Consider the following 25,401-nt stretch of genomic DNA (forward strand, 5'->3'; position numbering starts at 1 on the left):
TCAGCACGACGTCGACTGGGGCGCCGACCGGGCGCAGTCGGTGACAGGAGGCGTAGGACCGGTCAGGTGGGGGGCCGACCTGCTGTGCACGTAGGACGCGGCGCACAGCAGGTGATGGCTGAGCAGGCCCAGCTTCCGGCGGATGTTCGTGATGTGGAACTTCACGGTGCGGGAGCCGATGCCGAGGCACTCGGCGATCTCCGTGTTCGACTCGGCGCGGCCCAAGAGGCAGAAGACCTCCCTCTCTCGTGCGGTCAGCGAACCGACTCGGGCGAGGGCTGTGGTGACGGGGTCGCGGGTCCTGTGTGGACAATGAAGCGAAACCGCACTGCACGACGGTAAGGCGTCCTCGGACACGAGCGTGGCCCCCGGAGGTGTGCTTGAGCGACGGAATCGACGCCATCGCCTCGCGACAAGGCTTCCACGCGGGGGATGGTGTCGGCAACGGATTACGGAGATCGGACCACGCCGGGGCCGGATAGGTACGCACCCCCCTCTCGCCACGCGGTCAATGGGTACCGGTGCGGTGGGTGCGGATCAACCGTCCAACCGGGCGGCGAGTTTGAGGCGGTCCTCCAACTGCTTCCGGGCGAGGTCCAGGGTCTCGGCGTTCTTGTCGATCACGCGCTTCTGGTAGGCGGATTCGACCGTGTAGCGCACGCCGACCAGATTGACCTTCTCCTTGCACGCGACATCCGACTTGGCCGCTGTGATCGCGGCCGGAGAGGACAACCGGTCGCCTTCGTAACCGAGTTCATCGGTCGCGTCCATCGGGTCGGTGACGGAGTATCCGGCCTCGCGCATGCAGGCGGACCACTGCTCCGAATTCTCACGGACGCGGGAGTCGGCACGCGCCAGGGACTGCGCTTCGGCCTTGAGGTTGAAGATGTAGAGCGGTTCCACCGCGTTCCCCTGCGGCCGGTGGACCTTGAGGGACGCCTCGGTGACGCATCCGCCCACCGGCACGGCCTTTCCAGCGATCCTCTGCTTGCCGCCGCCTTCGCGTTCGGCTTCCTCCTGGCTCGCCGGGATTTCCTCCGGCTTCAGCTGGGGATCTCCGTGCAAAGCGAGTTCCTCGGCCTTGGTGAGCGGCCTCGCCACCGGCTTCCGGGGGGGCAGAGACGGTGCGAGGATTCTGATATCCGTACCGGGCGGCGATCTTGGCGTCCACCACACCGTAGAGTCGGGTGTTGGACGTCCCGCTGCCCGTTTCCGGAATCTGCGGAGGCGTGTAGATGAAGCCGTACCGCGCCATGCACTGAACCTCCAGCTTCTTTCGCGCCTGGGTGATTGCCGTGCGCTCCGCGATGGTGGCTTCGTAGGCGTCGAGGGGGAATTCGAGCCCGGCGGTCGCCAGCATCTTGGGAATCGCGCCCAGCTCCGGCTCGCCGCCTGCTTTGTCCGCCGTGCCGCCACCGGAGCAGGCGGTGAGCAGCAGGGCGCAGGTGCCGAGCGTGAGTGCCAGAAGCGGGGTGCCGGTCCGCCGGCCGTGCAGCAGTCGCATCAGGGGTCCTTCGTGCGCGGGTACGATGGCACAGCCGCTGTTCCGCCCGGCGCTTACGGGCGGAACAGCGGCTGCTCAACTGGGCAGGTCGTACGACTCAGTTTGCGTCGTAGTAGTAGGCCGACGAGACCCTGTTCTTGAAGTTGGCCGAAGCATTGCTCCACGTGCCGCCGTCGAGCCAGCCCTCGACGCCGCCCGCGTTCGAGTCCGTGTACACGTACCATCTGTACGCGTCGCGGTTCCGGTATGACGCCGCGTTGTCGTTGGTCGTCTGCCCCAGACCGTTGCAGGTGCTGGCTCCCGGGGCGTCGAAGGTGTCGTTCGAGAAGTTCGCGTCCTCTACCAGCAGATCGAAGACGCAGCCTCCGAGGTTGGTGTTGTAGTAGAGGCCGAACTCGCCGGTCTCTAAGGAGCCGTCCTTGTTGGCCGCGGAGGCGTTCGGGGCGGTGGCGAAGACCAGACCCGCGGCGGCGACGGCCGCGGCGGCGGCAGTGACGATTCTGCGTTTGCCGGAAGTTCGGAACATGTCGATTCCTCCCGTGTTCTGCGATGCGCCCACTGATGCGTGCGCCAATACGATCAAAACAACCAGAATCAGCCGGTGTCTACTGCCCCTGGAGGCAGTAGACACCGCAGGCAAGCGTGAATACGTTGACCAGTCGGCCGGATTGCCCATCGAGCACCGGAGCTCTCGGCGACTCTCGTCCGTGTTTCTCCTGTTCCCGCCCGACTCCTCTGCCCCTGCCTGGAGCCCCACGTGCCTATCGCCCCCCATTTCTCCCGTACCGCCGTGACCCTGTGCGCGCTGGCGGCCCTGGTCCTGACGGGCTGCTCGGGTGGCGACAGCGGCGGCCCGGACGCGGGGAAGGGGAAGGGGAAGGGGAAGGGGTCCCCGTCGGCCACCGCGCGCCCCGAGGTGAAGGCGTACTACTCCTGCCTGGAGAAGAACGACGTGGTCCTCGAAACCAGCGAGGGAGGCGAACCCCGGGTCGACAAGGACAAGAACAACACCGCCGCCATCACCAAGGCCGAGGAGAAGTGCCGCGATCTCCTGCCCACCCCGGCCTCGGCCCCCGTCTCCGCCAAGGCCCTGGCCGCGGCGCGCGAACTCAGCGCGTGTGTCCGGGAAAAGGGGTTCAAGGACTATCCCGATCCCGACCCGGCGACCGGCGATGTTCCCGATTCCGCCGCCGCCGCGGCCAAGAGCGATCCGGGCCTGGTGGCGGCCCTGGAGGAGTGCACGCCCGACACCGGCGCCGGTGACGGCATCAACGAGGGTGGCTGAGCGAGCGGCACGGAGACAGGGCGGAGAAGGGACAGGCGTGGCCATCGACACTGAGGACCGCGACGCCGTGGAGAACTCCCCGGCACCCTCGCGGCCGACGGACGGCATGGGCCGTCGCCGGCGTTGGGCACTCGCCGTCGCGGCCGGTGCCGCGCTGGTCGCGCTCGGGGGGCTCGGTGCCTCCCTCGTCATCAAGTCACCCGCCCAGGTGGCGGCGGATGCCAAGGCGCCGGCGCAGGACGCGCTGACCGCCCAGGTGGAGCACCGGGTGCTGGTGTCCTCGGTCATCACGCGCGGGGAGGTCGTGGCGGGACAGACCGTACGGGTCGCACCGCAGATCTCACCCGGCGAGGGCGGCTCCGGCGCCGTCGTCACGAAGATCGCGGCGACCGCCCGATCCACGGTCGGGAACGGCCAGGTCCTGCTGGAGGTCTCCGGCCGCCCGGTGTTCGCCCTGCGCGGCAAGCTGCCCCTCTACCGCGACCTGCGCCCCGGCGCCACCGGCAAGGACGTCACCCAGCTCCAGCGAGCCCTGCGCGCACTCGGACACGCCACCGGCGGCGACCCGGACGGCACCTTCGGCGCGGGCACCAAGACGGCGCTGACCGCGTTCTACGCGGCCATCGGCTACGACCCGCGCCCCGCCCAGGACGACGATGGCGCCGCTCTGGAAGCCGCCGCCGACGCCGTGACCGGCGCGCGACGCGCGGTGGAGGACGCCGAGGACGCCAGGGACGCGGCCGACAGCGACCCCGACGGCGCGCTCGGCAAGGCCGTGGACCGCGCGAAGGAGGATCTCGCCGACGCGCGGGCGGCGTACGCCGAGGCGCAGGCCGAGTCGGGGCCGATGCTGCCGGCGGCCGAGGCGGTGTTCCTGGAGAGCTTTCCGGCCCGGGTCGGCGGGGTGCAGGGCCAGGTCGGCGACCAGGTGACCGGCACGGTGATGACGGTCTCGGCGGGACGCCTGCTGGCTCAGGCCCAAGTGCCGGAGTACCAGAAGGGGCTGCTGCGCGCCGGCCAGCGCGTGGAGATCCACTCCGAGGTCAGCGGGATCACCGCCAAGGGCGAGGTCACCTCGGTCGCCGACACCATGAGCACGTCGGCGGAGAGCGCGGGGCAGTCCGACGGCAGCGACGGCGAGGGCGGGGAGGGCGGGGGAGCCGATACGGCCGCCGACACCTCCGGCTACCTGGTGCGCATCACCCCCGACAAGGCGCTCGACCCGCGGCTGACGGGCCAAGACGTCCGGCTCACCATCGAGGCGGCGTCCACCGGGAAGAAGGCGCTGGTCGTGCCGGTCACCGCCATCACGTCCGGCGCGGACGGCCGTACCGTCGTCATCGTGGTCGGGGCCGACGGCACTCAGCGGCGGGTGGAGATCCGGCCGGGGACGAGCGGCGACGGCTACGTGGCCGTCGAACCGGTGAACCCGGGCACCCTCAAGGCAGGCGACGAGGTGGTCATCGGCGTGGCCGGGGAGAAGAAGGCGACGGGGGTGCCGTCCCCGTGAACGAAGGACCCGTCATCGAGTTCCGGCAGGTCGGCCTCACCTACCCGGGCCCACCTCCCGTACCCGCGCTCAAGTCGTGCGATCTGACCGTCGAACGCGGGGAGTTCGTCACTGTCGTCGGGCCGTCCGGGTCGGGCAAGTCGACCTTCCTGAACATCGTCGGCCTGCTCGACAGCCCGACCACCGGTCACTATCTCCTGGACGGCGTCGACACCTCCGCGCTGCGGGACGCCGAGCGCACCGCCCTGCGGGGGCGGCGCATCGGCTTCGTCTTCCAGTCCTTCCACCTCCTCCCGCACCGCAGCGCGCTGGAGAACGTGGCGCTCGCGCTCGTCTACAACGGCGCACCGCGTGCACGCCGAAAGGCCGATGCTCTGGAAGCTCTGGAACGGGTGGGACTCGGCCACCGGGCGGCCTCCGTACCCACTCGCCTCTCCGGCGGCGAACGTCAGCGCGTCGCGATCGCCCGCGCCTTGGTGGCCCGTCCCTCCCTTCTCCTGTGCGACGAGCCCACCGGCAACCTCGACACCGCCAACACCCGCTCGGTGCTGGCCCTGCTGGAGGAACTGCACCAGGACGGCATGACCGTCCTGGTCATCACCCACGACCTCGGGGTGGCCGAACGGGGTGCGCGCACGGTCGCGATCAGGGACGGGATACTGCGGGAACAGACCAGGACGGGGATCGCCGAGCGCGGCGGAGAGACACGGTGATCAGACTGAAGCGCCGGCCGCGTCGGACAGCGGTGGTCCGCCCGTCCGTCTTCCCCGTCCGCGATCTGCTCGCCGAAGCGCTCGCCGGAACGCTCCAACGCCCCGGCCGCTCGGCGCTCACCGCGCTCGGCACCGTGCTCGGCGTCGGCACCTTCGTCGCCATCCTCGGTCTGACCGCGACGACCTCCTCGCAGATCGACGCCCGTTTCAACGCGCTGACCGCGACGGAGGTGAACGTCGAGGACGTGGCCGCCGAACACGACGAGTTCGCTTCGGCCGCATTCCCCGCCGACGCCGACCAGCGGCTGAACAAGCTGAGCGGCGTCCGGGCAGCGGGCGTGTACTGGCCGGTGCGGACCGGGCCGGGTACCACCGTACGCACCGCCCCGGTCGGCGGCGCCGCGCAGGGCGCGGACATCGATATCGTCGCCGCTTCCCCCGGGGTGCTGGCGGCCGCGGAGCCCACGCTCAGCCAGGGCCGCCTCTACGACGAACGCATGGACGAGAAGGCCGAGTTCGTCGCCGTCATCGGTCAGGGCGTCGCGTCCCAACTCGGCATCACCACGTTGGCGACCCGGCCCGCGGTCTTCATCGGCGACCAGCCCTTCACCGTGACCGGCGTCATCACGGACACCCGGCGCAAGGCCGACCTGCTGTTGTCGGTCGTCGTGCCGCGTACCACCGCGGAAAAGGTATGGGGGCAGCCCGAAGCCGGGGCCGCGTCGATGCTCGTGGCCACAGAACTCGGCGCGGCACAGCAGGTCGCCCGGCTCGCCCCGGTCGCGCTGCGCCCCGACCACCCCGAGTACCTGAAGGCCGTACCGCCTCCCGCGCCCAAGGCCCTGCGCTCCGGCGTGAGCGGCGACCTGAACCGCCTCTTCCTTCTCCTTGCCACGATCTGTCTCGTCATCGGCGCGGTCGGCATCGCCAACACGACACTCGTCGCCGTACTGGAACGCACCGGCGAGATCGGCCTGCGCCGCGCGCTCGGCGCCCGGGGCCGTCATGTCACCGCGCAGTTCCTCGCCGAGTCCGGTGCGCTGGGCGCGCTCGGTGGACTCGTCGGCACGTCACTCGGGGTGATCACCGTGGTGGGGGTGGCGGCGGCCCGCGACTGGACTCCGGTCGTCCACCCGGCCACGGTCCTCGCCGCCCCTCTCATCGGCCTGCTCACCGGCGTACTGGCCGGCCTGTACCCGGCGTGGCGGGCCTCCCGTATCCAGCCGGCGGAGGCCCTGCGACGCTGACGACTCGGTCGGCGATAGCTGGTGGTGTTCCGGCCGTGACATGAGGACGGCCGCACGGGTTCTTCGAGTGTGACCAGGAAGTGGGTGGATACGCCGTACAAGCACGGGCTTGTCCAGGCAGGTCCGTCGAGCGGCCCGGACTTTCCGGACTGTCATAAACTCGATTGATCGCGCCTCACGTATCTAGCCTTCACGGTCCCTGAATTGAACATCCAGAGGGGCGCACGGTACTCCACCTCGACAATATTCTCCAAGGTGATCTCCACCGCAATAGAAGCGGCACAGCATCGCGCCCCTTGCACATAGGGAAAGAACACACTGACGTCACACCTGCCGACAGGAAGGGCAAATTCATGCACCCCCGACCAGGTGATGACATGCTCCTTTCCGCAGAATTCTGCTCGCGGCCTGACCGCCCGAAGGGCAATCGCCCCCCTGATGCGCGATGCCGAAACTCGCAATATACCGATCCCTTTCACGGGGGATTCGCCCACCGTCAACCCTGACCGGTTCACGATCTCCTGGCCATTCGGCACCGCTAGACTGCGACCAGTCGAGGAAAGGATTTTCGCGGAGATCAAATCGGCGAGATTCGACGGTGCCATGTCCCGCAGATCTATAAATCCCGCAGAATCCCTCATTCCGGGTATTTTCGTTTCATCGAATCGAGCCGGAAGGATATACTCCCGGGCCTCGGTCAGCGCACGGTCCTGAGCGTTTCTGCGCTCATGATTCGTCCACATTTTCTCGGCGTAAGCAGCGGAGATGAAGATGACACAGTAGCGCGCGGAGCGCTGGTACACCCAGCTCAGATGTTCGTACAGGTCCTTTCCCCACAGGGTGGACTTCTCGTAATCGTCATAGAATACGCGAACGCCCTTATCCTTGAGGATTTGCGCCACTCTCGCGACATAGGGTCGGTCTTCTCCCGCGAATGAGAAACAGACATCGTAGGGAAAATCCTTGCCTTGCTCCGGCGAGGCGGAAGGATCTTCGCTGTTTCTCGGCCCCAAAGGAACCGCCCCCATGGATTCAGATCCTGAAATGTGCGCGATGCGTACAGGCTAGCGGTCGGCGGGGTCGCCTGCTGTCAGATGGTCTGAAGCCAGATGTGTATGCAGCTGGGTGCGGTTGCCGCTGGGACTGAAGCGATTTCGTGCAGCCTGTCGATCAGGGCGGCACGCGTCGTGCAGGTGGTGGTCGCCGTTCGCTCCCCTGCCGTACGAGCGGCTGGACCGACCCACCGTCTCAGACCATGGCGTCGTCGATGAAGCACCAGCGCCAGTCCTCGCCGGGCTCGAAGGACTGGATGATGGGGTGCCCGGCGCTCGCCGCGTGGGCGCGGGCGTGCCGCATCGGGGAGGAGTCGCAGCAGCCGACCTGGCCGCAGGTGAGGCAGAGGCGCAGATGGACCCAGACGGTGCCCTCGCGCAGGCAGTCCTCGCAGCCCTGGGGGGTTTTGGGGGTGACGTCCCGGATCATGGAGAGATGCGGGTCGGGCAGGGTGGTCATGACGGCTCCTGTGGCTCGTCCTGGAAGGTGACGGTCAGTTCCCCGGCGCGCGCGTCGATCAGGATGGTCGCGCCCTCGCGGGCCTCGCCCTGGAGCAGCGCCCGGCCGATCCGGGTCTCGACCTCGTGTGAGATGAAGCGGCGCAGCGGCCGGGCCCCGTACACCGGGTCGTAGCCCTCCCCGGCGATCAGCCGGCGGGCCTCCTCGGTGAGGGCGAGGGTGATGCGCTGTTCGGCGAGGCGGCGGCGCAGTTCGTCGAGCATCAGGTCGACGATGCGTTCGATCTGGGCGAGGCCGAGGGGGTGGAAGAGGACGATGTCGTCGACCCGGTTGAGGAATTCCGGGCGGAAGTGGCTGTTCAGCTCGCCCATGACGAGTTCCCGCACCTCGGGTTTGATCTCTCCGGCCTCGGTGGCGTCCTGGAGCAGATACGGGGAGCCGAGGTTGGAGGTCATGATGACGACCGTGTTGCGGAAGTCGACCGTACGCCCCTGGGCATCGGTGATCCGGCCGTCGTCCAGCACCTGGAGCAGGGTGTTGAAGACGTCGGCGTGCGCCTTCTCGATCTCGTCGAAGAGGACGACGGAGTACGGTTTGCGGCGCACCGCCTCGGTGAGCTGGCCGCCCTCCTCGTAACCGACGTAACCGGGGGGCGCGCCGACCAGGCGGCTGACGGTGTGCCTCTCCTGGTACTCGCTCATGTCGAGGCGGATCATGCTGGTCTCGCTGTCGAAGAGCGCGGCGGCGAGCGTCTTCGCCAGTTCGGTCTTCCCGACGCCGGTGGGGCCCAGGAAGATGAACGAGCCGATGGGCCGGCGCGGGTCGCGTACCCCGGAGCGGGCCCGGATCACCGCGTCGGCGACCAGTTGGACGGCCTCGTCCTGTCCGATGACGCGTTCGCGCAGGATCTCGTCCAGGCGCAGGAGTTTCTGCCGTTCGCCTTCCTGGAGCCGGGTTACGGGAATGCCGGTCCAGGCGGACACGATCCCGGCGATCTCCTCGGCGGTGACCACCTCGCGCAGCAGACGGGTCTCGCCCTGCCGGACGGCGAGTTGCTCCTCCTCGGCCGCGAGGCGGCGCTCCAGTTCGCTCACGGTGCCGTAGCGGAGCTGGGCGGCCCGGTTGAGGTCGTAGGCGCGTTCGGCCTCCTCGGCCTCCTGCCGGGCGTGTTCGAGCTGCCGGCGCAGTTCCTGGACGCGGCGGATCGCCTGGCGCTCGGCCTCCCACTGGGCGTGCTTGGCGTCCGCCTCGCCCCGCACGTCGGCCAGTTCGCGGCGCAGATCCTCCAGACGGGCGCCGCTCGCGGGGTCGGTCTCCTCTGCCAGCGCCGCCTCCTCGATCTCCAGCCGGGTGGCGCGGCGGGTGAGTCCGTCGAGTTCGGCCGGCATGGAGTCGATCTCCGTACGCAGCCGTGCGCACGCCTCGTCCACCAGGTCGATGGCCTTGTCGGGAAGGAACCGGTCGCTGATGTAGCGGTGGCTGAGGGTGGCGGCGGCGACCAGCGCACCGTCCTGGATCTTGACTCCGTGGAAGATCTCCAGACGTTCGCGGATGCCGCGCAGGATCGAGATGGCGTCCTCCACGGTCGGCTCGTCCACCAGGACGGTCTGGAAACGGCGTTCCAGAGCCGCGTCGGACTCGATGCGCTTGCGGTACTCGGTCAGCGTGGTCGCGCCGATCATGTGCAGTTCGCCGCGGGCGAGCATCGGCTTGAGCATGTTGCCCGCGTCCATCGCGCCCTCCGCCGCGCCCGCGCCGACGACGGTGTGCAGTTCGTCCACGAAGAGCAGGATCCGGCCTTCGGCCCCCTTGACCTCGGCGAGGACGGCCTTGAGGCGTTCCTCGAACTCCCCTCGGTACTTGGCCCCGGCGACCAGCGAGCCCATGTCGAGCGAGAACACCGTCTTGTCCCGCAGCCCTTCCGGTACGTCACCGCGCACGATCCGCTGCGCGAGTCCCTCCACGATGGCGGTCTTGCCCACGCCCGGTTCGCCGATCAGCACGGGGTTGTTCTTGGTCTTACGGCTGAGGATCTGGATCACGCGCCGGATCTCGGAGTCCCGGCCGATCACTGGGTCGAGCCGGCCTGTGCGGGCCTCCACGACCAGGTCACGGCCGTACTTCTCCAGCGCTTCGTAGGCGGCCTCGGGGTTGGCGGAGGTGACCCGCTGGTTCCCGCGCACCTCGGTGAGGGCGGTGAGGAAGGCGTCCTTGGTGACGCCCTGTTCGGCGAGCCGGCGGCCGGCGGCGGTCACCGGGCCCTCGTCGACCAGGGCCAGCACCAGGTGCTCGGTCGAGACGTACTCGTCCTTGAGGCGTCTCGCCTCCCGCTCCGCCGTGTCGAGCAGCCGGGCGAGGCGCTGCGTGACCATCACCTGGCCGGGGACGGCACCGGGCCCGGTCGTACGCGGGCGCTTGGCGAGATCCGCCTCGACGGCGCCCCGCAGCGCGGCCGGGTCGGCTCCGGCGCGGGCGAGCAGCCGGGTCGTGAGACCGTCCGGCTGGTCGAGCAGGGCCAGCAGCAGATGCTCCCCGTCGACCTCGTTCTGGCCGAGCCGCACCGCCACGCTCTGCGCTTCCTGAAGAGCTTCCTGCGACTTCTGGGTCAGGCGGTTCATGTCCATGGCGTTCGCTCCTTGGCCGCTTGTTCGCTGCGCCGCAGCGCGGTGTCCAGACGGTCGATGCGGTCGAGCAGGTCCAGGACGAGGCCGATGGCCGCGTAGTTGAGGGAGAGTCCGGTACGCAGCCGCTGGATCCGGGCGATGGCGGACGGGGCGGTGGTACGGAACCACAGGCGTCCGCAGACGTCCCGCTCGGCGTCCACCAGCCCGAGCGCGACGAAGCGGACGACCAGGTCGGGCTGGAGGCCGCTGCGCCGGGCGGCGTCCGTCAGGGGCAGCCGGTAGGGGGTGGCCGGATGGATTCGTAGCAGGGGGTATCGGGGGGTGGGGGGCCTCGCGGGCTGGGTGGGGTGAGTGGGCTCGGTGGGGTGAGTGGGCTGGGTGCGCTGTGCGGGCTGGCTGGAGTGTGCGGGTCGGCTGGAGTCTGCGGGCTGGTTGGTGTGCGCGGGCTGGTCGGCGTGTGCGGGCCGGCTGGTCCCCTCCGTCCGTGCGGGCTCGTCGGCCGCTGCGGCCCTTGTGGCCCTCGCGGCCTCTTCGGCCCGTGCCCGACCGGTCCGACCTGTCCGACCGGCTCCACCGGCTGCCCCGGGTTCCCCGGCTCGCTCGGCCCTCCGTGCCGGAGAGCGCTGATGGTGTCTCATGTCTGCTTCCTCGGGTCGAAGGTCGAGACGGCGGCCAGCTCTTCGAACAGCTCGCGCTCACGCGGAGTCGGCGAGGAGGGCACCTTCACCCGGATCTCGGCGTAAAGATCACCGGCCGTGCCCTTGGGGTGGGGCATCCCCTCACCCCGCAGCCGCAGCCGACGGCCGGTGGAGGTGCCCGGAGGGATGTGGACCTTGGCGCTGCCGCCGGGTCCGGTGACCGGGACGGTGGCCCCCAGGGCGGCCTCCCAGGGGGTGACCGGCAGGTCGACGTGGATGTCGCGACCGCTGAGCCGGTAGCGGGGGTGCGGTGCGATACGGACCACGAGGTAGAGGTCTCCGGCGGGGCCGGGGCCGCGACCCCGGCCGCCCTCGCCCGCGAGCCGGATGCGCTGGCCGTCGATCACCCCCGCGGGGATGTTCACGTCGTAGGCGCGCTCCCCGCCGGGGCCGCCGAGAGTGATCTTCCGCCGGCCGCCGCGGTATGCCTCTTCCACGGTGAGCGTGAGTTCGGCCTCCTGGTCCGCGCCGGGCACCGGCCCGCCGCCCCCGCCGCCGAACAGGTCTCCGAAGAGATCCTCGAAGTCGATGCCCCCGGCCCGCGCACCGGCGGTCCCTTCCGTACGGACCCGGCCGCCGCGGAAGGGGCCGCCGCCGTACGGACCTCCGCCGTACGGACCTCCGCCGTACGGACCTCCGCCGTACGGACCTCCGCCGTACGGACCGCCGTATGCACCGCCACCGGGTCGGCCACCGGCGTACGGACCGCCCGCGCCGAAGCCCTGCGCGGCGGCGACCCGCTCGTCGTAGTCCTCCGGGATCTGCCGGAAGTCGGCGCCGAAGCGGTCGTAACGCGCCCGCGTGTCGGGGTCGGAGAGGACTCCGTACGCCTCGTTGATCTCCTTGAAGCGTTCCTCGGCCGCCGGGTCGCGGTTGACGTCCGGGTGGTGACGGCGGGCCAGGGTGCGGAAAGCCTGCTGGATGCGGTCCGCGTCGGCCGTACGGGGGACTCCGAGCACCTCGTAGTAGTCGCGGGCCATGGCGTCACTCACTCCCGCTTGCCGCTGACCGCCACCGTCGCCGGCCGCAACTGCCGGTCGGGGTCGCCGTAACCGGGGCGCAGTACCTGGACGACGGTGCCCGGAGCGGTGTCCGGGGCGTCGGCCACGGACGCCACGTCGTGCCGTTTGGGGTCGAAGGGGACGCCGGTCTCGTCGTGGCGCGGATAGCCGAGGCTCCGCAGGATTTCCACGGCCTGATCGCGTACCGCTCGGACTCCGTGGACGATCGCCTGGGGGTCCGCGTCCGCATGGCTGAGGGCGCGTTCGAGATTGTCGACGACCGGGAGCCAGGAGGCGGCGACCCCGGCGCGTTCCGACTCCAGCTCCCGGGCCCGGTCGCGGGCGTGGCGCTTGCGGAGGTTGTCCAGATCGGCGAGTGCGCGCCGCCAGCGGTCCTCCAGTTCCGCGGCGTCGAGGGCCGGCGGCCCCTGCGGTGACGCGGTCGGCTCGGTCGATTCCTGCGGCGGGGCGGTCGGCTCCTGCGGGATCGTGGTGGGGGTTCGGTCCTCCGTACCACCGGCGATCTCCGCACTACCGGCGTTCTCCATACCACCGGCGATCTCCGCACTACCGGCGTTCTCCGCACCACCGGTCCGGTGTTGTTCCCGGTGCCGGCCTTGGTTCCGGTCGCGGTCCTGGCTCTGTTCCCGGTCGCGGTCCTGTTCCTGGTCCGACATGACACCGCCTCAGTCCCGGTCGAATTCGGCGTCTATGACATCGTCGTCGCCGCCCGGCCGCCGGCCTTCGGGAGCCTCACCGGGCCCCGCGCCCGGCTGGGCTCCGGGCTGGGCCGAGGCGGAGGTCGAAGCGGAGGCCGAGGCGGAGTGGGCGCCCAGCGCGGCGTAGATCTGCTGGAGTTCGGAGCCGAGGCTACGGGCCCGGTCCACCGGCGCTTCCTCCTTCACGGCCGCACGCGCCTCCCCGACGAGGAGTTCGGCGCGGGCGCGCTCGTGCTCTGGAGCCGCGTCCCCGAGTTCGCCCAGCCTCCGTTCCACCTGATACGCGGCGGCGTCGAGTTCGTTACGGGCGTCGATGGCCTCGCGCAGGGCCTGATCGGAGGTGCGGTGGCTCTCGGCCTCCTGGATCATCCGCTCCACCTCGGCCGGTTCGAGGTTGGAGCCCTCGCTGATCGTGATCGACTGTTCGGCTCCGGTGTCCTTGTCCTTGGCGCCGACCTTGAGGATGCCGTTGGCGTCGATGTCGAAGGTGACCTCGATCCGGGTCTCACCGCGCCGCGCGGGCCTGATGTTCTCCAGCCGGAAGCGGCCCAGTACCCGGTTGTCGGCGGCCAGTTCGCGCTCGCCCTGGAGCACGACGACGTCCACGGCCGGCTGATTGTCCTCGGCGGTGGAGAAGATCTCGGACCGGCGGGCGGGGATGGTGGTGTTCCGTTCGATGATCCTGGTCATCACGCCCCCGGCGGTCTCCACGCCCAGCGAGAGCGGAGTGACGTCCAGAAGGAGGACGTCCTTGACCTCGCCCTTGAGCACCCCGGCCTGGACGGCGGCCCCGAGCGCCACGACCTCGTCCGGGTTCACGGTCATATTGGGGTCCTTGCCGCCGGTCAGCCGCCGTACCAGCGCCTGCACGGCGGGCATCCGGGTCGAGCCGCCGACCAGGATGACCTCGTCGATGTCGTTGTCGGTGATCTTCGCGTCGCTCATCGCCTGCTTGACCGGGCCCAGGCAGCGCTCCACCAGATCGGCGGTGATCTGCTCGAAGGTGGAGCGGCGAACCGTCTCGGTGAGGTGCTTCGGCCCGGAGGCGTCCGCCGTGACGAACGGCAGGCTCACCTGGGTCTGGGTGACCGAACTCAGCTCTGTCTTCGCCTTCTCGGCCGCCTCGAAGAGACGCTGCAGAGCCTGCGGGTCCTTCCGCAGGTCGATGCCCTCGGCCTGCTGGAAGCCGTCCGCGAGATGGTCCACCAGCCTGCGGTCGAAGTCGTCGCCTCCCAGGTGGGAGTCGCCGGCCGTGGACCGTACCTCCACCACTCCGTCGCCGACGTCGAGGATGCTGACGTCGAACGTGCCTCCGCCGAGGTCGAAGACCAGGACGGTCTCGTGGCCCTTCTTGTCCAGCCCGTAGGCGAGGGCCGCGGCGGTCGGCTCGTTGATGATCCGCAGAACGTTCAGGCCCGCGATCCTCCCGGCGTCCTTGGTCGCCTGCCGCTGTGCGTCGTTGAAGTACGCGGGCACCGTGATGACGGCCTCGGTCACGCGCTCGCCGAGCGACTTCCCGGCGTCCTCCGCCAGTTTCCGCAGCACCTGCGCGCTGATCTCCTCCGGCGCGTACTGCTTTCCGTGCACGTCGAAGCGGGCGACCCCGCCCTCTCCCTCCACGACGTCGAAGGAGACGGCCTTGGCCTCGTCGGAGACCTCGTCGTAGCGGCGGCCGATGAACCGCTTCGCGGAGGTGATGGTGCCCTTGGGGTTGAGGATCGACTGACGACGCGCGAGCTGTCCGACCAGCCGCTCTCCGCTGTCGGAGAAGGCGACCACCGAGGGGGTGGTCCTGGCTCCCTCGGCGTTCGGGATCACGGACGGCTCGCCGCCCTCCCAGACCGCGATGACCGAGTTGGTGGTGCCGAGGTCGATGCCTACTGCCTTCGCCATGGGAATCTCCTCCGTCCCGATACGGATCCGTCCCCATGCGGACGTCCCGATACGAATCCGTCCCGATACGAATCCGTCCCGATACGGACCGGACGGCGCGGCTGCCACGGGACGACGGCTCCGGGAACCGCCGGGAGCAACGGCTCCGGCTCACGGCCGCACGCGCCCGCGCCCCCGACGCCCGCCGCCTGGGCGGCGCGGTGCCCACCCGTCCACAGGACAGGGTGGCGCGGCCCGCGCCGGGGTTCCCTGCCCTGGCAGGACCAATCCGTACGGGCTCACCGGACCCCGAGGTCAGGGCGACCCCGAGGTCAGGGCGGCCTCGAGGGGAGGGCGACCCCCAGGGGACGGCCGCATGGCGGTGGGGACTCGGAGTGAGGACTCGAATCGGGCGGCGTAGCGTGGGAGGCGGAGAGCTGCCGTGACGAGCCTCGAATGGAGCCGCGATGGACGCTCCCCCAGGAGCGGCAGTGCCGCTCCACCCGATCCCGGAGCGGCCGCTTCAGCCGGTTTCGGAGCGCTGGGCCGCCGGGCCCGGCCTTCTCCGCCTCATGACGGCGATACTCGACGGCTCCGACGCGCGCGAGGTGCTGTGGGCGGGGTTGGCCGCGATCACCGCCACGGGGCCGTACGCGGCCGAAGCGGCCTATGCCGTACGCGACGGCCTGCCGGAGCGCTGCCCGCCACAACGGCCAGGGGGTTTCGGCCGTTTCCGTCCGGGCGGCACGGCGGTCGAGGGCGGACCCGCCGCAGCGGAGCCCGCCTCATCGGAGGTCGAGGCGGCCGACGACCGCGTCGGCCGGTGGATCGGCGCTCTGGACGGCCAGAGCCGGTACTTCGACGATCCCGGCGGCTTCCCGATCCGGGCCATCGCCCTCCGTTACCGCGACCGCTGTCTCGGCTACCTCGTCGTACGGGTACTCCGCACCCCCTCGGCCGAGGAGACCGCCCACACGGATCTCCTCGCGCGGCAGACCGGCGTCGCACTGGCGGGTCTCCTCTCGTACGAGCACGAGGACGAGTCCGAGTCCGAGTCCGACCACCCCGAGAGCCGGAACGCGGGCCGGAACGGGCGACGGACCCGGCGACGGGCCGATCCGACGGTCGCGGAGGCCGGGCCGGTGGCCGACCCCGACCCCGACCCCGACCCCGACCCCGACCCCGACGCCGCACTCTCCTCCCTCGCCTCACAGAACGCCTTCCACCAGGCGCTCTCCCGCGCCGCCGCCTCCGGCAAGGGCGAGGGGGAGATCCTCCGTACCCTGCACAATCACACCGGGTTCCCGGCTCTGACCGAGGACCTCTTCGGCAATCCGCGCGGCTGGGCGGGTCCCCGTCAGCGCGGTCCGCGCCCCGCACCACGCCCCGGACCGGAGCCCCGGCACCACGACGAGTTGCTGCGGACCGCGCGCCGCCGTCCCGGAGCCCTCCGGGACCGGGACCTGCTGGTCGCCCCCATCGAGATGGCCGGCGACCTGCTCGGCCTTGTCGCGCTGGTGGACCCGGACCGGCGGGCGGGAGAGACGGACGTGTCGGCCCTTGAGACGACCGCCCTGGTCCTGGCCCCCGAGCTGTCCCACGAACGCGAACTGGCCGAACTGGAACCGACCCTGCGGCACGACCTCGTCGAGAAGCTGATCTCGGGCGAGGCGACCGACGAGGGCGACGATGTGTTCGTCCACGCGGCGGCCCTCGGTCACGACCTGCGCCGGCCGCACCGCGTCGCCGTACTGCAGTGGCCCGGAACGGCCGGCGGGAGCGCGCTGGGCGACGCGGTGGCTCGGGCGGCCGACCGCCTCCGCCTGAACGTGCTCATCGGCGCCCGCGGGCCCACCACGGTCGCCCTGGTGGCGGGACCGGCTCCCCAGGACCTCGGGGACGCCCTGTACCGAGCCGTCTCGGAAGACCTCGGCTCGGCGAGCGGTGCCGTGGGGATCGGCGGTCCCTGCGACCGCGTCACGGACCTGCCGCATTCGTACGACGAGGCCGTCCGCGCGCTCGCCGTCCGGCGCGGATCCCTTGATCCGCACGGCAGCACCGCGTTCGGGGAACTCGGCCTCTGCCGCATGCTGGGCACCGGCGACGGCGAACGGGAAACCGATCGATTCGTACGGGAGTGGCTCGGCGCCCTTCTGGACTACGACGCCCGCCACCGCACCGACCTGGTCACCACGCTCTCGCGGTATCTGGAGAGCGGCGGCAGCTACGACGCGACCTCCGAGGCCCTGCGCATCCACCGGAGCACCGTGCGCTACCGCCTGCGGCGGATCCGCGAGATCACCGGCCACGATCTGGGGGAAGTCGAGACCCGGCTCAACCTCCATGTGGCCACCCGTATCCACAACGTTCTCGACAGACCCCGGTGAAGCACTCCCCGCCGGACCTGAACCGGAACCTGAACCTGGACCTGAACCTGAACCGGTCCCGTGACGCGGAGGTCGTCAGCCGCCCGCCGGGCTCGTCGTCACGGTCTTCCCGCTCCTGTTCAGGGCCATCCCGCTCGTGCTCAGGAGCTGTCTCAGGAACCGTCCCGAGCGGTCGGCCCGGTCGCCGGCCGGGAGCCCGCTTCCGGTGGGCAGGCGCGGGGGCAGGGCGGGACGCGGGTCGTCCTCGTGCAGGCCCGACAGGCCGGGCAGAGGGCGTGGCCCGTGTGGTCGGGGGACCAGCAAGGCGTTGCCAGGAACGCGCCGCCGAGCTGGTGGTCGAGCTCCGGTTCGAGCGCGCCGGGGGTGTGGTGGCCGTCGGCGGCGAGCAGAGGGAAGGCGTCGCCGCAGGCGGGGCAGCGGCGGAGTTCCCAGCGAGTGCGGCAGGCAGGCGGGGCAGGAGGCGGCGAACAGGCCGCCGTCGCGGGGTTCGAACTCGGTGGGACGCCGGGGGTCGGGCCTGGCGCACACCGGGCACGTTTCGAGCAGGGCCGTCGTACGCGCCGCCTCCTCCAGCTCGGTGCGGAGTTCGCGCAGCCGCCGCGCATCGTGCCGGGCCGCCCCACCGCCCTGCCGCGTCGCTCCACCGCTGTTCCGGGTCGCTCCACCCCCCTGCCGGGCGCGCGCCCCCGTGAGGAGGGCGGGCAGGTGGTCCCGCTCATCCGGACGCGGGGCGCGGAGGACCGCGACGCCGTTGTCGCCGGGTTCGAGCCAGGCGCACTCCCCCAGCAACTCCCGTTCGGCGGCGGAGGCTCGCACCCGGTGGGGGTAGCGGCGGGCGTCGGCGCCGAGGGTGGCCCAGTGCAGGGCCCGCACCAGGCGGCTGACGCTGAAGATCTCCAGCGGCGAGAGCGGCACCGCGTCCCCGCCGCCGCCACCGCCCGGAGCCCACGCCCGGAGCCGGAACCCGAGCCGACGGAGCCGGGGGTTCCGCGGCCACCGGGTCCGTCGCGCACCCCCGTCAACGCCTCCCCATACTCGGGGCGCTCGCCCTCACTGCTCGCGCAGCCCCCAGGGAGATCCGTACTCGACGAGCAGATCGAGGAACGGCTTCGGCGCGAACGCCTCGGGGCCGAGCACCCCGGCTCCGCTCCAGACGCCGGTGGCGAGCAGTTCCAGCGCCACGACCGGATTGACGGCGGTCTGCCATACGACGGCCTGGGAGCCGTACTCGCGCATCGACCACTGGTTGTCGACGACGTGGTACAGATACACCTCGCGCGGTCGGCCGTCCTTCGTGCCCTTGACCCAGGTGCCCGCGCAGGTCTTGCCGTGCATCCGCTCGCCGAGGGTCGCGGGATCGGGCAGGCACGCCGCGACCACATCGCGCGGGGAGACCCGCACCGGCCCGGTTTCGCCGTTCGCTGCTTCGCCGTTTACGGTGACCGGCTCGGTTCGGTCCAGGCCGAGCTTGCTCAGCGTACGCAGGACGTCGATGAACTCGCTCCCGAGCCCGTACTTGAAGGTGACCCGCCCCGCCTTCACCCAGCGCGGGATCAGCAGCACCTCCTCGTGCTCGACGTTGACGCACTCGACCGGACCGATGCCTTCCGGGAAGTCGAAGACCTCGGGCTCGCTGAACGGCTCGGTGGTGAACCAGCCCCGGTCCGCCTCGTAGATAACCGGCGGGTTGAGACACTCCTCGATCGTGGTCCAGATGCTGAACGAGGGTGCGAAGTCATAGCCGTCGACGGTCAGGTCCGCGCCGTCCCGGACGCCGATCTCCTCGATCTCGTCGAAGAGTTCATCGGCGGCGTACCGCGCGAACACATCGGACAGCCCCGGCTCGACGCCGAACCCGACCAGCGCCAGCCGACCGCTGCCCTCCCACGCGTCGGCCCGAGCGAACTGCGCGTCGCCGAGCTTGACGCCGCACTCCTCGTGCGGGCGCTCCGGGTGCGGACGGGACAACGACATCGCCATGTCGAGATAGTGCGCACGGGCCGTGAGCGCCGCCTCGAACAGCGGCATCACGAAGCGCGGGTCGGTGGCGTTGAGCAGGACGTCACAGCGGTGCTCGGCGAGCAGCGCCGTGACTCCCGCCTGGTCGGAGGCGTCCACACGCGCCGGGGTGAAGCGGCTCGCCGCCGTGCCGAGGGCGGCGACGGCGCGTTCCGCGCGGGACAGGTCGTAGTCGGCGACCACCATGTGGTCGAGGAACGGACGGCGGGCGGCGATCCTGGTGATCGCCGTTCCCACGCCTCCCGCTCCGACAAGCAGAACTCGCATCGCGTCATCCACTCCATCACTCGGTGCCCCGGCCGGACCGGACCCGGCCGACCGGATTCGTCATGCCCGCAATCCACCATGCCCTCAATCCGTCATGCCTGGATTCCGACATGTCTGGATGGAGATGAAACGTGTCCTGCACGCCCAAGGTCAACGAAGCCGACACAAGCCCGTTCCCCTACCGCGGCGGACTGATCCACGTCATCGCGCCGGAGGTCGCCGCCCGCCTCCTGAAGACCGGCGAGGAGCAGCACGTCCAGCTCACGCCGGAGGCTGAACTGTTCGCCCGACGACCGGCGTCCATGAGCAATCCGGTGCCGCCGCCGCGCCTGGACCAGCACCCGTTCCGGCGCGCGGTGAGCGACCAGTCCGCGGGCGGCCCGGACGTTTCACATGGCCGCCAAGTCGGCGTGGCAGGGGCCGCCGGGTTCCCTCTCGTTCGCGTACGGGTCGGGTCGGGTCGGGTCGGACGCGGCGTCAGCCGGCCCATTCGTGTTCGAGGATGGCGTGGACGATGGAGTCGCGCCAGGCGCCGTTCTTGTGGATGTGCTCCCGGATGCGCCCCTCTTCGCGCATTCCCGCACGGGTCATCGTGCGGGCGGAGATCCGGTTGAGGGGAGAGCGGGCTCCCCAGACACGGTGGAGGTCCAGATCCTCGAAGGCGACGGCGAGCAGCAGCCGTACGGTCTCGGTCCCGTACCCGCTGCCCCAGATGTCGGGACCGAGGGCGAAGCCGATCGTCGCGGCGCGTTGCTGGTGCGGGTCGAGGGCGAGGCGGGCGCACCCGATCAGCCGGTCGTCGTCGCGGGTGGTGACGGCGAGCGCGTACTCGATGCGCGGCTCGGCGGCGGCCGAGGCGATGGAACCGTCGACGATGGCCGTGACCTGCTCCCGCGTCCGTGGTGCGAACGAGAGGTGCTCGGTCGCCTGCGGACTTCCGTAGATCGCCAGGACGTCGACGGTGTCATCGGAACGGACTTCACGCAGAGCCAGGCGCTCGCTGGCGCGGCTGACCGGATACATGGGCAGGAACCTTACCGGCCGGGGTCAGGCGGCGCGTTCGTGCGTCGGCGCCTGCCGTCGGTACCGGCACCATGACCTGCTGGTGCGGAAGCCGGGTCGGAACCGCGGGACGCGGTCTGAACGGCTACGCGTTCCGACGGCGTGGTGTGCGAGATTGGCACCATGCCGACTCCCCGCGACGCCAGGACCCTCTTCGTGGCGTACTCCGCCGAGCATCCGCCGCCGGTCTACGGCGAGCTGCGCATCGCGCCCGAGTGGTACGAGGTCGCCGTGGACGACGCGCCGGTCCGGGGTGCGCGGGAGTTCATCGGCGAGGGCCGGGCGGCCTTCGGCCGGATGGACGACACCGCGATCTCCGTCGACAAACTCACCGGGAAGGTCGGCGCGGACTGGCACGCGCCGGACTGGCACGCGCCGGACTTCGGCGAGGTCAGGGCGTTGACGCCCGTTGCCGTCGGTGTTGCCGTATGAGCGAAGGGAACCGGCCCGTGCTCGACGCGGCCACCGAACGGTTCGTCGACCAGGTCCGCGCGCTGCCGGCCGGGTCGCTCGCCACGGCGTTCGACCGGGCCGTCGCGCTTCGTCGCGCCGGCGGCAAGGAGGCGAGCCGGGCCACCAAGCCGTCCGCGGCCGAGAACTCCGCGCTGGAGCACGCCGTCCGCGAGATCCTGCTGCCGAGGGCGGACGAGCTGAACGCCGTCCGCAACGGTCTCCAGGCGGACGCCAAGAGCGCCGCGGTGATCGCCGGGCGCGCCGTGCTCAAGATGGCGCAGCTGTCGCCGGAGCAGTACGAGGTGCTCGTGGCCCCCTTCGTCGAGGTCGGGGTGGACGTTCCGACGCATCCGGGGCGCGGCTGACGCGGAGCGCACCCGGTCCTCCGATCTCCCGGTCCTCCGATCTCCCGGTCCTCCGCTCTTCCGGCCCCCCGGTCCCCAGCCCCCTGGGAGCAGTCTCGGCAGACCCCCGAGGTGACCGGTCGTCGGGGCCGACGGCTCCAGCCGACGCGACGGACGAGTCGCACCGCTGCTGGGCGAAACGCCCCGCCTGCCACTGCGGCGCGCGCCGACCCCAGGAGGACACGCCGCCGATGTCCTGGTCCGCGCGACTCGTCCGGGCCGAGCCACGAAACCACCGCGACGGCAGCACGCGCCGACGGGCGTGCCCGTGTGCCCGGCCCGCCGCGCGGTGACATCCGCGAGTGTGCGGGCGTCGTCGGCCCGTACGCGCACCATCCGTCAGACGCGCTCGTAGGTGGTACCGGACTCGTTTCTGCGCAGCAGACCCTCGTCCACGAGGGCACGGCGCAGGCTTACCCAGTCGTCGAACCATTCGCCGCAGATCGCGTTGACCTTGGCCTCGGAGTACGTCACGCCGGGCTCGAACGAGTCCTTCACCACGGCCAGGACGCGGCCGCGTACCTCCGCCTTGCCCGGAATAGACGTGAGCCGGCCACGGCGGAAGTAGGAGCCCGCCCCGTCTCCGCTGCCCCGACCGGAGACCCTGACCTCGGCCTGGACCGCGTGCCGGAACGTGTCGTCGAGCAGCGTGTACGTGCGCTTCTCGTCGTCGAAGGCGGCGATCCGGCCGTCCGTCAGCTTCTGCAGAGCCGCGGCGGCGGCCGGTGGGCGGAGCTTGGTCAGTTCGGCGACCTCGGCCACGGAGGTCGCGCCGAGGGCGAGGGCCGCGTAGACGGCGCGCCGGTCGGTCTGGGCGAGGAGACCGACCAGGTCGCGGCAGGAGGGTGAATGGTCCTCGGTGGGGGCCGTGTTCATGGTGTCCACGTTGTTCATGGTGTCCATTCCGGTTGTCGTGCCGGGCGCCGATCGTCTGTCGTGCCGATCGCCTGTCGTGCCGGGCGCCGTTCGTCGTTGCGCCGTTCGTCGTCGGAGCCTCGGGCGTCTCTACACGTACCGCGATCTCGGGCTGCCGTCGCAAGCGGTTTATTCTGTGGCGAACGGGTTCGTTCTCTGCCAGGCCGCCGAGACGGGACCGGCATGCCGAGGGTGAGGGATGCGGGGCCGCCGTACGCGCCCTCTACAGCCCAAGGGCTCAATCGGCCCGGCCTCCCACGCGCGGGTCGACCGGTGTGAGAACTCCGAGCCGGTCCTCGATCGCCTGGGCCGCGGCCAAGCACAGGTCCTCCCGGAACGCGCGCCCGACGATCTGCACTCCCAGGGGGAGCCCGTCGGCCACGCCGGTCGGTACGGCCACACCGGGCACGCCCACGAAGCTGGTCACGCTGCACAGGCGCATTCCCGACGCGACCCGGTCCCGGCCCGCCCTGTCGCGCGACTCCAGCCCCGGCTCGACCGGTGGCTCGGTGAACGACGGGCCGAGCAACAGCGGGTACGCGTCGAGGAATTCGGCCCACGAGCGGCGAATGGTCATCCAGGTGCCCATCAGCTTCATGAACTCGTCCGCGCTCGCGGGCGGGGTCCGCTCCATCGCCATCGCGATGTAGCGGTCCCCGCCTTTGCCGAGCAGTTGGCGCACCACCGGCCAGGTCGGGGCGAACTCGGTCACGGTGATCCGGCCGTACGCCTCGAGAGCCTCGTCCATCCGCGGTACGTCCCGTACCTCGCGCACGTCGTATCCGGCGTCGCGGAGCACGTCGGCCGCGGTCTCGATGGCTCCCCGAACCGCGGAGTGGACGCCGTGCCCGCCGGGGTCCGCCACGACGGCGACCTTCACCGGCCCGGGGAGCGCTTCGCCGTACGCGGGCACCGGTACGGCCCGTGGGTCTCGCGGATCGGTCCCGGCCAGCACCTCGTAGGCCAGCCGCAGGTCGCCCACGCTCCGGGCCAGCGGGCCGTCGGTGACCAGTATCTGGGACGCCGGGCCCGGGTCGTCCGGGCCGAGAACGCGGTGGTCCGCCGGAAACCGGCCCGTGGACGGTTTCAGCCCGGCCACACCGCAGAACTGGGCCGGGATGCGCACCGATCCCCCGGAGTCGTTGCCGAGCCCGAGCGCCGCCATGCCCGTGGCCACGGCCACCGCGTCGCCCCCGCTGGAGCCGCCCGGGGTCCGGCCGCTGTCCCACGGATTGACCGTGTCGCCGAACAGTTCGCTGCGCGTGTGCATCCCCGCCAGGATCAGGGTGGGAATGTTGCTGTGCCCGATGGGGATGGCCCCGGCCGCGCGCAGCCGCGCCACCGGCGGCGCGTCGGCCCGCGCCACCAGATCGCGGAAGCGCTCCGTGCCGAACGTGGTCGGCACACCTTCGACGGGGGTGCTCTCCTTCACGGTGAACGGTACGCCCGCGAGCGGCCCCAGCGCTTCACCGGCGGCCCGCCGACGGTCCGTCTGTCTCGCGGCCTCGCGTGCGCGCTCCGCCAAGAGCTGGGTGACCGCGTTCACTTGTGGGTTGACCTCGGCGATGCGATCGAGGTGGCTGTCGACCAGTTCGAGTGCCGAGACGTGTGCGCCGCGCACGGCCTCCGCCTGGGCGGCGGCCGACATCCTCCACAAGGCATCCTGCATGATCTTTCCTGCCTCCCCTCCATACCGATGCGCCCGCATCGGAACCGCAACCGTACCCTGGTACCGATACGAGTGCATCGAATAAAGTGCGGTACGCAGCAGAGCCGCCGTGGAGCAGGGAGGTGACCGGGCATGCCCAGGCAGGTGGATCACGTGAGCCGACGCCGCCTCATCGCCGAGGCCGTCTGCCATCTCGCCGACGAACGCGGCCTCGAGGGCGTGACCCTTCGCGACGTCGCCGCCCGCGCGCAGGTGTCCATGGGCGCCGTTCAGCGGTGCTTCCGCACCAAGGAAGAGATGCTCGTATTCGCTCTCGGGCACATCAGCGAGCGGATCAGCGAGCGCGTACAGGCCCGCCTCGTCAGGAGCCCGGCCCAGTCGGCCGGCACCGCCCTGGGCCACGCGGCCGCCGAGATCTCACTGCTCAGGGAAGAGCACCGTGCCGAGGCCAGGGTCTGGCTCGCCTTCGTCGCGCAGGCGGCTGTCAGCGAGGCGCTCGCCAGGACGCTGAAGGCGAACTACGCAGCCCTGCAGGAGGCGTTCACCCGCCTCATCTCGGAAGCCGGCGAGGGCGCCGACCACGCCGTCCCCCTCGATCCACAACGCGAGGCCCGCACCCTCCTCGCCCTTGCGGACGGGCTCACCGCGCACGTCCTCATCGGCCACCTCACCCCGCAAGAGGCACACGACGTCCTCCACGAACACCTGACCGGCCTCTGGGAGCAACCAGTCCTACCTCCCCGCTTCCCTGAAGACCGGACCGACTGAGGCGAAGTCCTCCCGCCCGACGCACGGGAGCGCCCAGTGGACCCGGTCTAGTGGACCCGGCCCTGCTCAAGCTCAAGGCCCCCGTCCACGCACCGACCGTCAAACTGCCCCGGCAGGCCCCCGGGTGGCAGACTCCCGCGGCGACGTGAACGAACAGAACGGTATCCGCACCTCCACGTCGAGGTGTTCCCGAAACCGGCCCACGACGACGGCGAGTGCGCCATCGTCGTCACCCACTTCAGGTACGTCGCGGACGTCGTGGACGTCGCGGACGAGGTGCTGCGACTCAAACGCCCTGTTGTTCACCGCACTCCAGCACGGCTGGTCCGCGCGGCAGGCTGACCCAGCAGAGCTGACGGCCTGTCACCCCACAAGTCTCACCCCCACCCCCGCAGAGCCAAGGTCACCGCGGACCCCTTCGCCACACCCGTACTCACCACCACATGGCCAGATCCTGGTGAACCCGTGCACCGCGGTGGCCGTCATCCTCACCAAACACGACCGACCGGAAGGACATGTTCGTGCGCGTCAAGAACCGGAAGGGGCACGCCCTGGCCACAGCCGTGGCCGGGGCACTCATAGCCACCGGTGTCACCCAGGCGGTGGCCGCACCCCCCACGGCGGGACCCGATCTGAGGGCGGACGTCGACCGCGACGGCCGGGTCGACGTGCGAGGCGACTCGGACACGGCCGGAGAGGACACCTGGACCGACTCCCGCGGCGCGATCCTCCTCCCCAACATCGACGACGACACCAAGCGCTGCCCCCTCAA

24 protein-coding genes and 1 pseudogene are annotated in these 25,401 nt (G+C 70.9%); 10 read left to right on the forward strand and 15 right to left on the reverse strand.

Features of this window, described 5'->3' with window-relative positions:
• From ACWEFL_RS24865 to ACWEFL_RS24875, 3 genes are all read right to left on the reverse strand, one after another.
• A complete protein-coding gene (locus tag ACWEFL_RS24865; RefSeq protein WP_451716522.1) occupies positions 1–504 on the reverse strand; it encodes a response regulator transcription factor in 504 nt (167 codons plus the stop codon).
• A 33-nt stretch (positions 505–537) separates the two neighbouring features.
• Positions 538–1,101 (reverse strand): hypothetical protein, encoded by a 564-nt coding sequence (locus ACWEFL_RS24870; RefSeq protein ID WP_451716523.1) that lies wholly within the window; start codon positions 1,099–1,101, stop codon positions 538–540.
• Positions 1,102–1,601: 500 nt separating this feature from the next.
• Positions 1,602–2,030 (reverse strand): peptidase inhibitor family I36 protein, encoded by a 429-nt coding sequence (locus ACWEFL_RS24875; RefSeq protein ID WP_451716525.1) that lies wholly within the window; start codon positions 2,028–2,030, stop codon positions 1,602–1,604.
• Positions 2,031–2,261: 231 nt separating this feature from the next.
• On the opposite strand from ACWEFL_RS24875, the gene ACWEFL_RS24880 reads away from it, so the two are divergent.
• From ACWEFL_RS24880 to ACWEFL_RS24895, 4 genes are read left to right on the forward strand one after another with little or no spacing between them, the layout of a single operon-like run.
• Positions 2,262–2,789 carry a hypothetical protein gene (locus ACWEFL_RS24880; RefSeq protein ID WP_451716527.1) on the forward strand — a complete coding sequence of 176 codons (528 nt, stop codon included), beginning with the start codon at positions 2,262–2,264 and terminating at the stop codon, positions 2,787–2,789.
• A 37-nt stretch (positions 2,790–2,826) separates the two neighbouring features.
• Positions 2,827–4,299 (forward strand): peptidoglycan-binding protein, encoded by a 1,473-nt coding sequence (locus ACWEFL_RS24885; protein WP_451716529.1) that lies wholly within the window; start codon positions 2,827–2,829, stop codon positions 4,297–4,299.
• Entirely contained in the window at positions 4,296–5,012 is a 717-nt protein-coding gene (locus ACWEFL_RS24890; protein WP_451716531.1) for an ABC transporter ATP-binding protein, read from the forward strand. The genes ACWEFL_RS24885 and ACWEFL_RS24890 overlap by 4 nt, the downstream gene beginning before the upstream one ends.
• Positions 5,009–6,259 carry an ABC transporter permease gene (locus ACWEFL_RS24895; protein WP_451716533.1) on the forward strand — a complete coding sequence of 417 codons (1,251 nt, stop codon included), beginning with the start codon at positions 5,009–5,011 and terminating at the stop codon, positions 6,257–6,259. The genes ACWEFL_RS24890 and ACWEFL_RS24895 overlap by 4 nt, the downstream gene beginning before the upstream one ends.
• Before the next feature lie 152 nt (positions 6,260–6,411).
• Here the strand turns inward: ACWEFL_RS24895 and ACWEFL_RS24900 are convergent, their stop codons facing one another.
• The 7 genes from ACWEFL_RS24900 to dnaK all read right to left on the reverse strand — a co-directional run bounded on the left by ACWEFL_RS24900 (position 6,412) and on the right by dnaK (position 14,706).
• Entirely contained in the window at positions 6,412–7,287 is an 876-nt protein-coding gene (locus tag ACWEFL_RS24900) for a toll/interleukin-1 receptor domain-containing protein (protein WP_451716535.1), read from the reverse strand.
• Positions 7,288–7,507: 220 nt separating this feature from the next.
• Positions 7,508–7,771: a UBP-type zinc finger domain-containing protein gene (locus ACWEFL_RS24905; protein ID WP_451716537.1), complete on the reverse strand. Its 264-nt coding sequence runs from the start codon at positions 7,769–7,771 to the stop codon at positions 7,508–7,510.
• A complete protein-coding gene (gene clpB, locus ACWEFL_RS24910) occupies positions 7,768–10,395 on the reverse strand; it encodes an ATP-dependent chaperone ClpB (protein WP_451716538.1) in 2,628 nt (875 codons plus the stop codon). The genes ACWEFL_RS24905 and clpB overlap by 4 nt, the downstream gene beginning before the upstream one ends.
• Entirely contained in the window at positions 10,386–10,703 is a 318-nt protein-coding gene (locus tag ACWEFL_RS24915; protein ID WP_451716570.1) for a chaperone modulator CbpM, read from the reverse strand. The genes clpB and ACWEFL_RS24915 overlap by 10 nt, the downstream gene beginning before the upstream one ends.
• A 326-nt stretch (positions 10,704–11,029) precedes the next feature.
• A complete protein-coding gene (locus ACWEFL_RS24920; RefSeq protein WP_451716540.1) occupies positions 11,030–12,073 on the reverse strand; it encodes a DnaJ C-terminal domain-containing protein in 1,044 nt (347 codons plus the stop codon).
• A gap of 8 nt (positions 12,074–12,081) precedes the next feature.
• Positions 12,082–12,771 (reverse strand): nucleotide exchange factor GrpE, encoded by a 690-nt coding sequence (gene grpE, locus ACWEFL_RS24925; protein ID WP_451716542.1) that lies wholly within the window; start codon positions 12,769–12,771, stop codon positions 12,082–12,084.
• Between the two features lie 9 nt (positions 12,772–12,780).
• Positions 12,781–14,706, reverse strand: coding sequence for a molecular chaperone DnaK (dnaK, locus tag ACWEFL_RS24930; protein WP_451716543.1), 1,926 nt, complete (start codon positions 14,704–14,706; stop codon positions 12,781–12,783).
• 446 nt (positions 14,707–15,152) lie between these two features.
• Here dnaK and ACWEFL_RS24935 point away from each other — a divergent pair, with 446 nt between their 5' ends.
• The gene (locus ACWEFL_RS24935; protein WP_451716545.1) at positions 15,153–17,072 is read left to right on the forward strand and encodes a PucR family transcriptional regulator; all 1,920 of its coding nucleotides are present in this window, start codon (positions 15,153–15,155) and stop codon (positions 17,070–17,072) included.
• Between the two features lie 75 nt (positions 17,073–17,147).
• Here ACWEFL_RS24935 and ACWEFL_RS24940 read toward each other — a convergent pair whose 3' ends face one another.
• The 3 genes from ACWEFL_RS24940 to ACWEFL_RS24950 all read right to left on the reverse strand — a co-directional run bounded on the left by ACWEFL_RS24940 (position 17,148) and on the right by ACWEFL_RS24950 (position 20,381).
• Positions 17,148–17,987, reverse strand: a complete 840-nt coding sequence (locus ACWEFL_RS24940; protein WP_451716546.1) for a hypothetical protein — start codon at positions 17,985–17,987, stop codon at positions 17,148–17,150.
• A 135-nt stretch (positions 17,988–18,122) separates the two neighbouring features.
• Complete coding sequence (locus ACWEFL_RS24945; protein ID WP_451716548.1) at positions 18,123–19,358, reverse strand: saccharopine dehydrogenase family protein; 1,236 nt, start codon at positions 19,356–19,358, stop codon at positions 18,123–18,125.
• A gap of 477 nt (positions 19,359–19,835) precedes the next feature.
• Entirely contained in the window at positions 19,836–20,381 is a 546-nt protein-coding gene (locus ACWEFL_RS24950; RefSeq protein ID WP_451716550.1) for a GNAT family N-acetyltransferase, read from the reverse strand.
• 162 nt (positions 20,382–20,543) lie between these two features.
• Between ACWEFL_RS24950 and ACWEFL_RS24955 the strand changes: the two genes are divergently transcribed.
• Both ACWEFL_RS24955 and ACWEFL_RS24960 read left to right on the forward strand, forming a co-directional pair.
• Entirely contained in the window at positions 20,544–20,852 is a 309-nt protein-coding gene (locus ACWEFL_RS24955) for a hypothetical protein (protein WP_451716551.1), read from the forward strand.
• The gene (locus tag ACWEFL_RS24960) at positions 20,849–21,238 is read left to right on the forward strand and encodes a hypothetical protein (protein WP_451716553.1); all 390 of its coding nucleotides are present in this window, start codon (positions 20,849–20,851) and stop codon (positions 21,236–21,238) included. The genes ACWEFL_RS24955 and ACWEFL_RS24960 overlap by 4 nt, the downstream gene beginning before the upstream one ends.
• A 378-nt stretch (positions 21,239–21,616) precedes the next feature.
• Here ACWEFL_RS24960 and ACWEFL_RS24965 read toward each other — a convergent pair whose 3' ends face one another.
• Together ACWEFL_RS24965 and ACWEFL_RS24970 are read right to left on the reverse strand one after the other, a co-directional pair.
• Positions 21,617–22,153 carry a DUF2087 domain-containing protein gene (locus ACWEFL_RS24965; RefSeq protein WP_451716572.1) on the reverse strand — a complete coding sequence of 179 codons (537 nt, stop codon included), beginning with the start codon at positions 22,151–22,153 and terminating at the stop codon, positions 21,617–21,619.
• A 277-nt stretch (positions 22,154–22,430) separates the two neighbouring features.
• The gene (locus ACWEFL_RS24970; RefSeq protein ID WP_451716555.1) at positions 22,431–23,861 is read right to left on the reverse strand and encodes an amidase; all 1,431 of its coding nucleotides are present in this window, start codon (positions 23,859–23,861) and stop codon (positions 22,431–22,433) included.
• Positions 23,862–23,993: 132 nt separating this feature from the next.
• Between ACWEFL_RS24970 and ACWEFL_RS24975 the strand changes: the two genes are divergently transcribed.
• From ACWEFL_RS24975 to ACWEFL_RS24985, 3 genes and pseudogenes are all read left to right on the forward strand, one after another.
• Entirely contained in the window at positions 23,994–24,629 is a 636-nt protein-coding gene (locus tag ACWEFL_RS24975; RefSeq protein WP_451716556.1) for a TetR/AcrR family transcriptional regulator, read from the forward strand.
• Positions 24,630–24,812: 183 nt separating this feature from the next.
• On the forward strand, positions 24,813–24,971 hold the full coding sequence (locus ACWEFL_RS24980; RefSeq protein WP_451716558.1) for a hypothetical protein: 159 nt from the start codon (positions 24,813–24,815) through the stop codon (positions 24,969–24,971).
• A gap of 179 nt (positions 24,972–25,150) precedes the next feature.
• Positions 25,151–25,401 (forward strand): annotated as a pseudogene (locus tag ACWEFL_RS24985) (protein-arginine deiminase domain-containing protein); the annotation flags it as partial.

The organism is Streptomyces sp. NPDC004838 (genome assembly GCF_053600955.1).

Excerpts from the sequence above, each read along its gene's own strand:
- ACWEFL_RS24900 (WP_451716535.1), bottom strand. The coding sequence starts at position 7,287 with ATGGGGGCGGTTCCTTTGGGGCCGAGAAACAGCGAAGATCCTTCCGCC.
- grpE (WP_451716542.1), bottom strand. The coding sequence starts at position 12,771 with ATGTCGGACCAGGAACAGGACCGCGACCGGGAACAGAGCCAGGACCGC.
- ACWEFL_RS24965 (WP_451716572.1), bottom strand. The coding sequence starts at position 22,153 with ATGAACACGGCCCCCACCGAGGACCATTCACCCTCCTGCCGCGACCTG.
- dnaK (WP_451716543.1), bottom strand. The coding sequence starts at position 14,706 with ATGGCGAAGGCAGTAGGCATCGACCTCGGCACCACCAACTCGGTCATC.
- ACWEFL_RS24970 (WP_451716555.1), bottom strand. The coding sequence starts at position 23,861 with ATGCAGGATGCCTTGTGGAGGATGTCGGCCGCCGCCCAGGCGGAGGCC.
- ACWEFL_RS24960 (WP_451716553.1), top strand. The coding sequence starts at position 20,849 with ATGAGCGAAGGGAACCGGCCCGTGCTCGACGCGGCCACCGAACGGTTC.
- clpB (WP_451716538.1), bottom strand. The coding sequence starts at position 10,395 with ATGGACATGAACCGCCTGACCCAGAAGTCGCAGGAAGCTCTTCAGGAA.
- ACWEFL_RS24945 (WP_451716548.1), bottom strand. The coding sequence starts at position 19,358 with ATGCGAGTTCTGCTTGTCGGAGCGGGAGGCGTGGGAACGGCGATCACC.
- ACWEFL_RS24935 (WP_451716545.1), top strand. The coding sequence starts at position 15,153 with ATGGACGCTCCCCCAGGAGCGGCAGTGCCGCTCCACCCGATCCCGGAG.
- ACWEFL_RS24975 (WP_451716556.1), top strand. The coding sequence starts at position 23,994 with ATGCCCAGGCAGGTGGATCACGTGAGCCGACGCCGCCTCATCGCCGAG.
- ACWEFL_RS24920 (WP_451716540.1), bottom strand. The coding sequence starts at position 12,073 with ATGGCCCGCGACTACTACGAGGTGCTCGGAGTCCCCCGTACGGCCGAC.
- ACWEFL_RS24875 (WP_451716525.1), bottom strand. The coding sequence starts at position 2,030 with ATGTTCCGAACTTCCGGCAAACGCAGAATCGTCACTGCCGCCGCCGCG.
- ACWEFL_RS24955 (WP_451716551.1), top strand. The coding sequence starts at position 20,544 with ATGCCGACTCCCCGCGACGCCAGGACCCTCTTCGTGGCGTACTCCGCC.
- ACWEFL_RS24950 (WP_451716550.1), bottom strand. The coding sequence starts at position 20,381 with ATGTATCCGGTCAGCCGCGCCAGCGAGCGCCTGGCTCTGCGTGAAGTC.
- ACWEFL_RS24905 (WP_451716537.1), bottom strand. The coding sequence starts at position 7,771 with ATGACCACCCTGCCCGACCCGCATCTCTCCATGATCCGGGACGTCACC.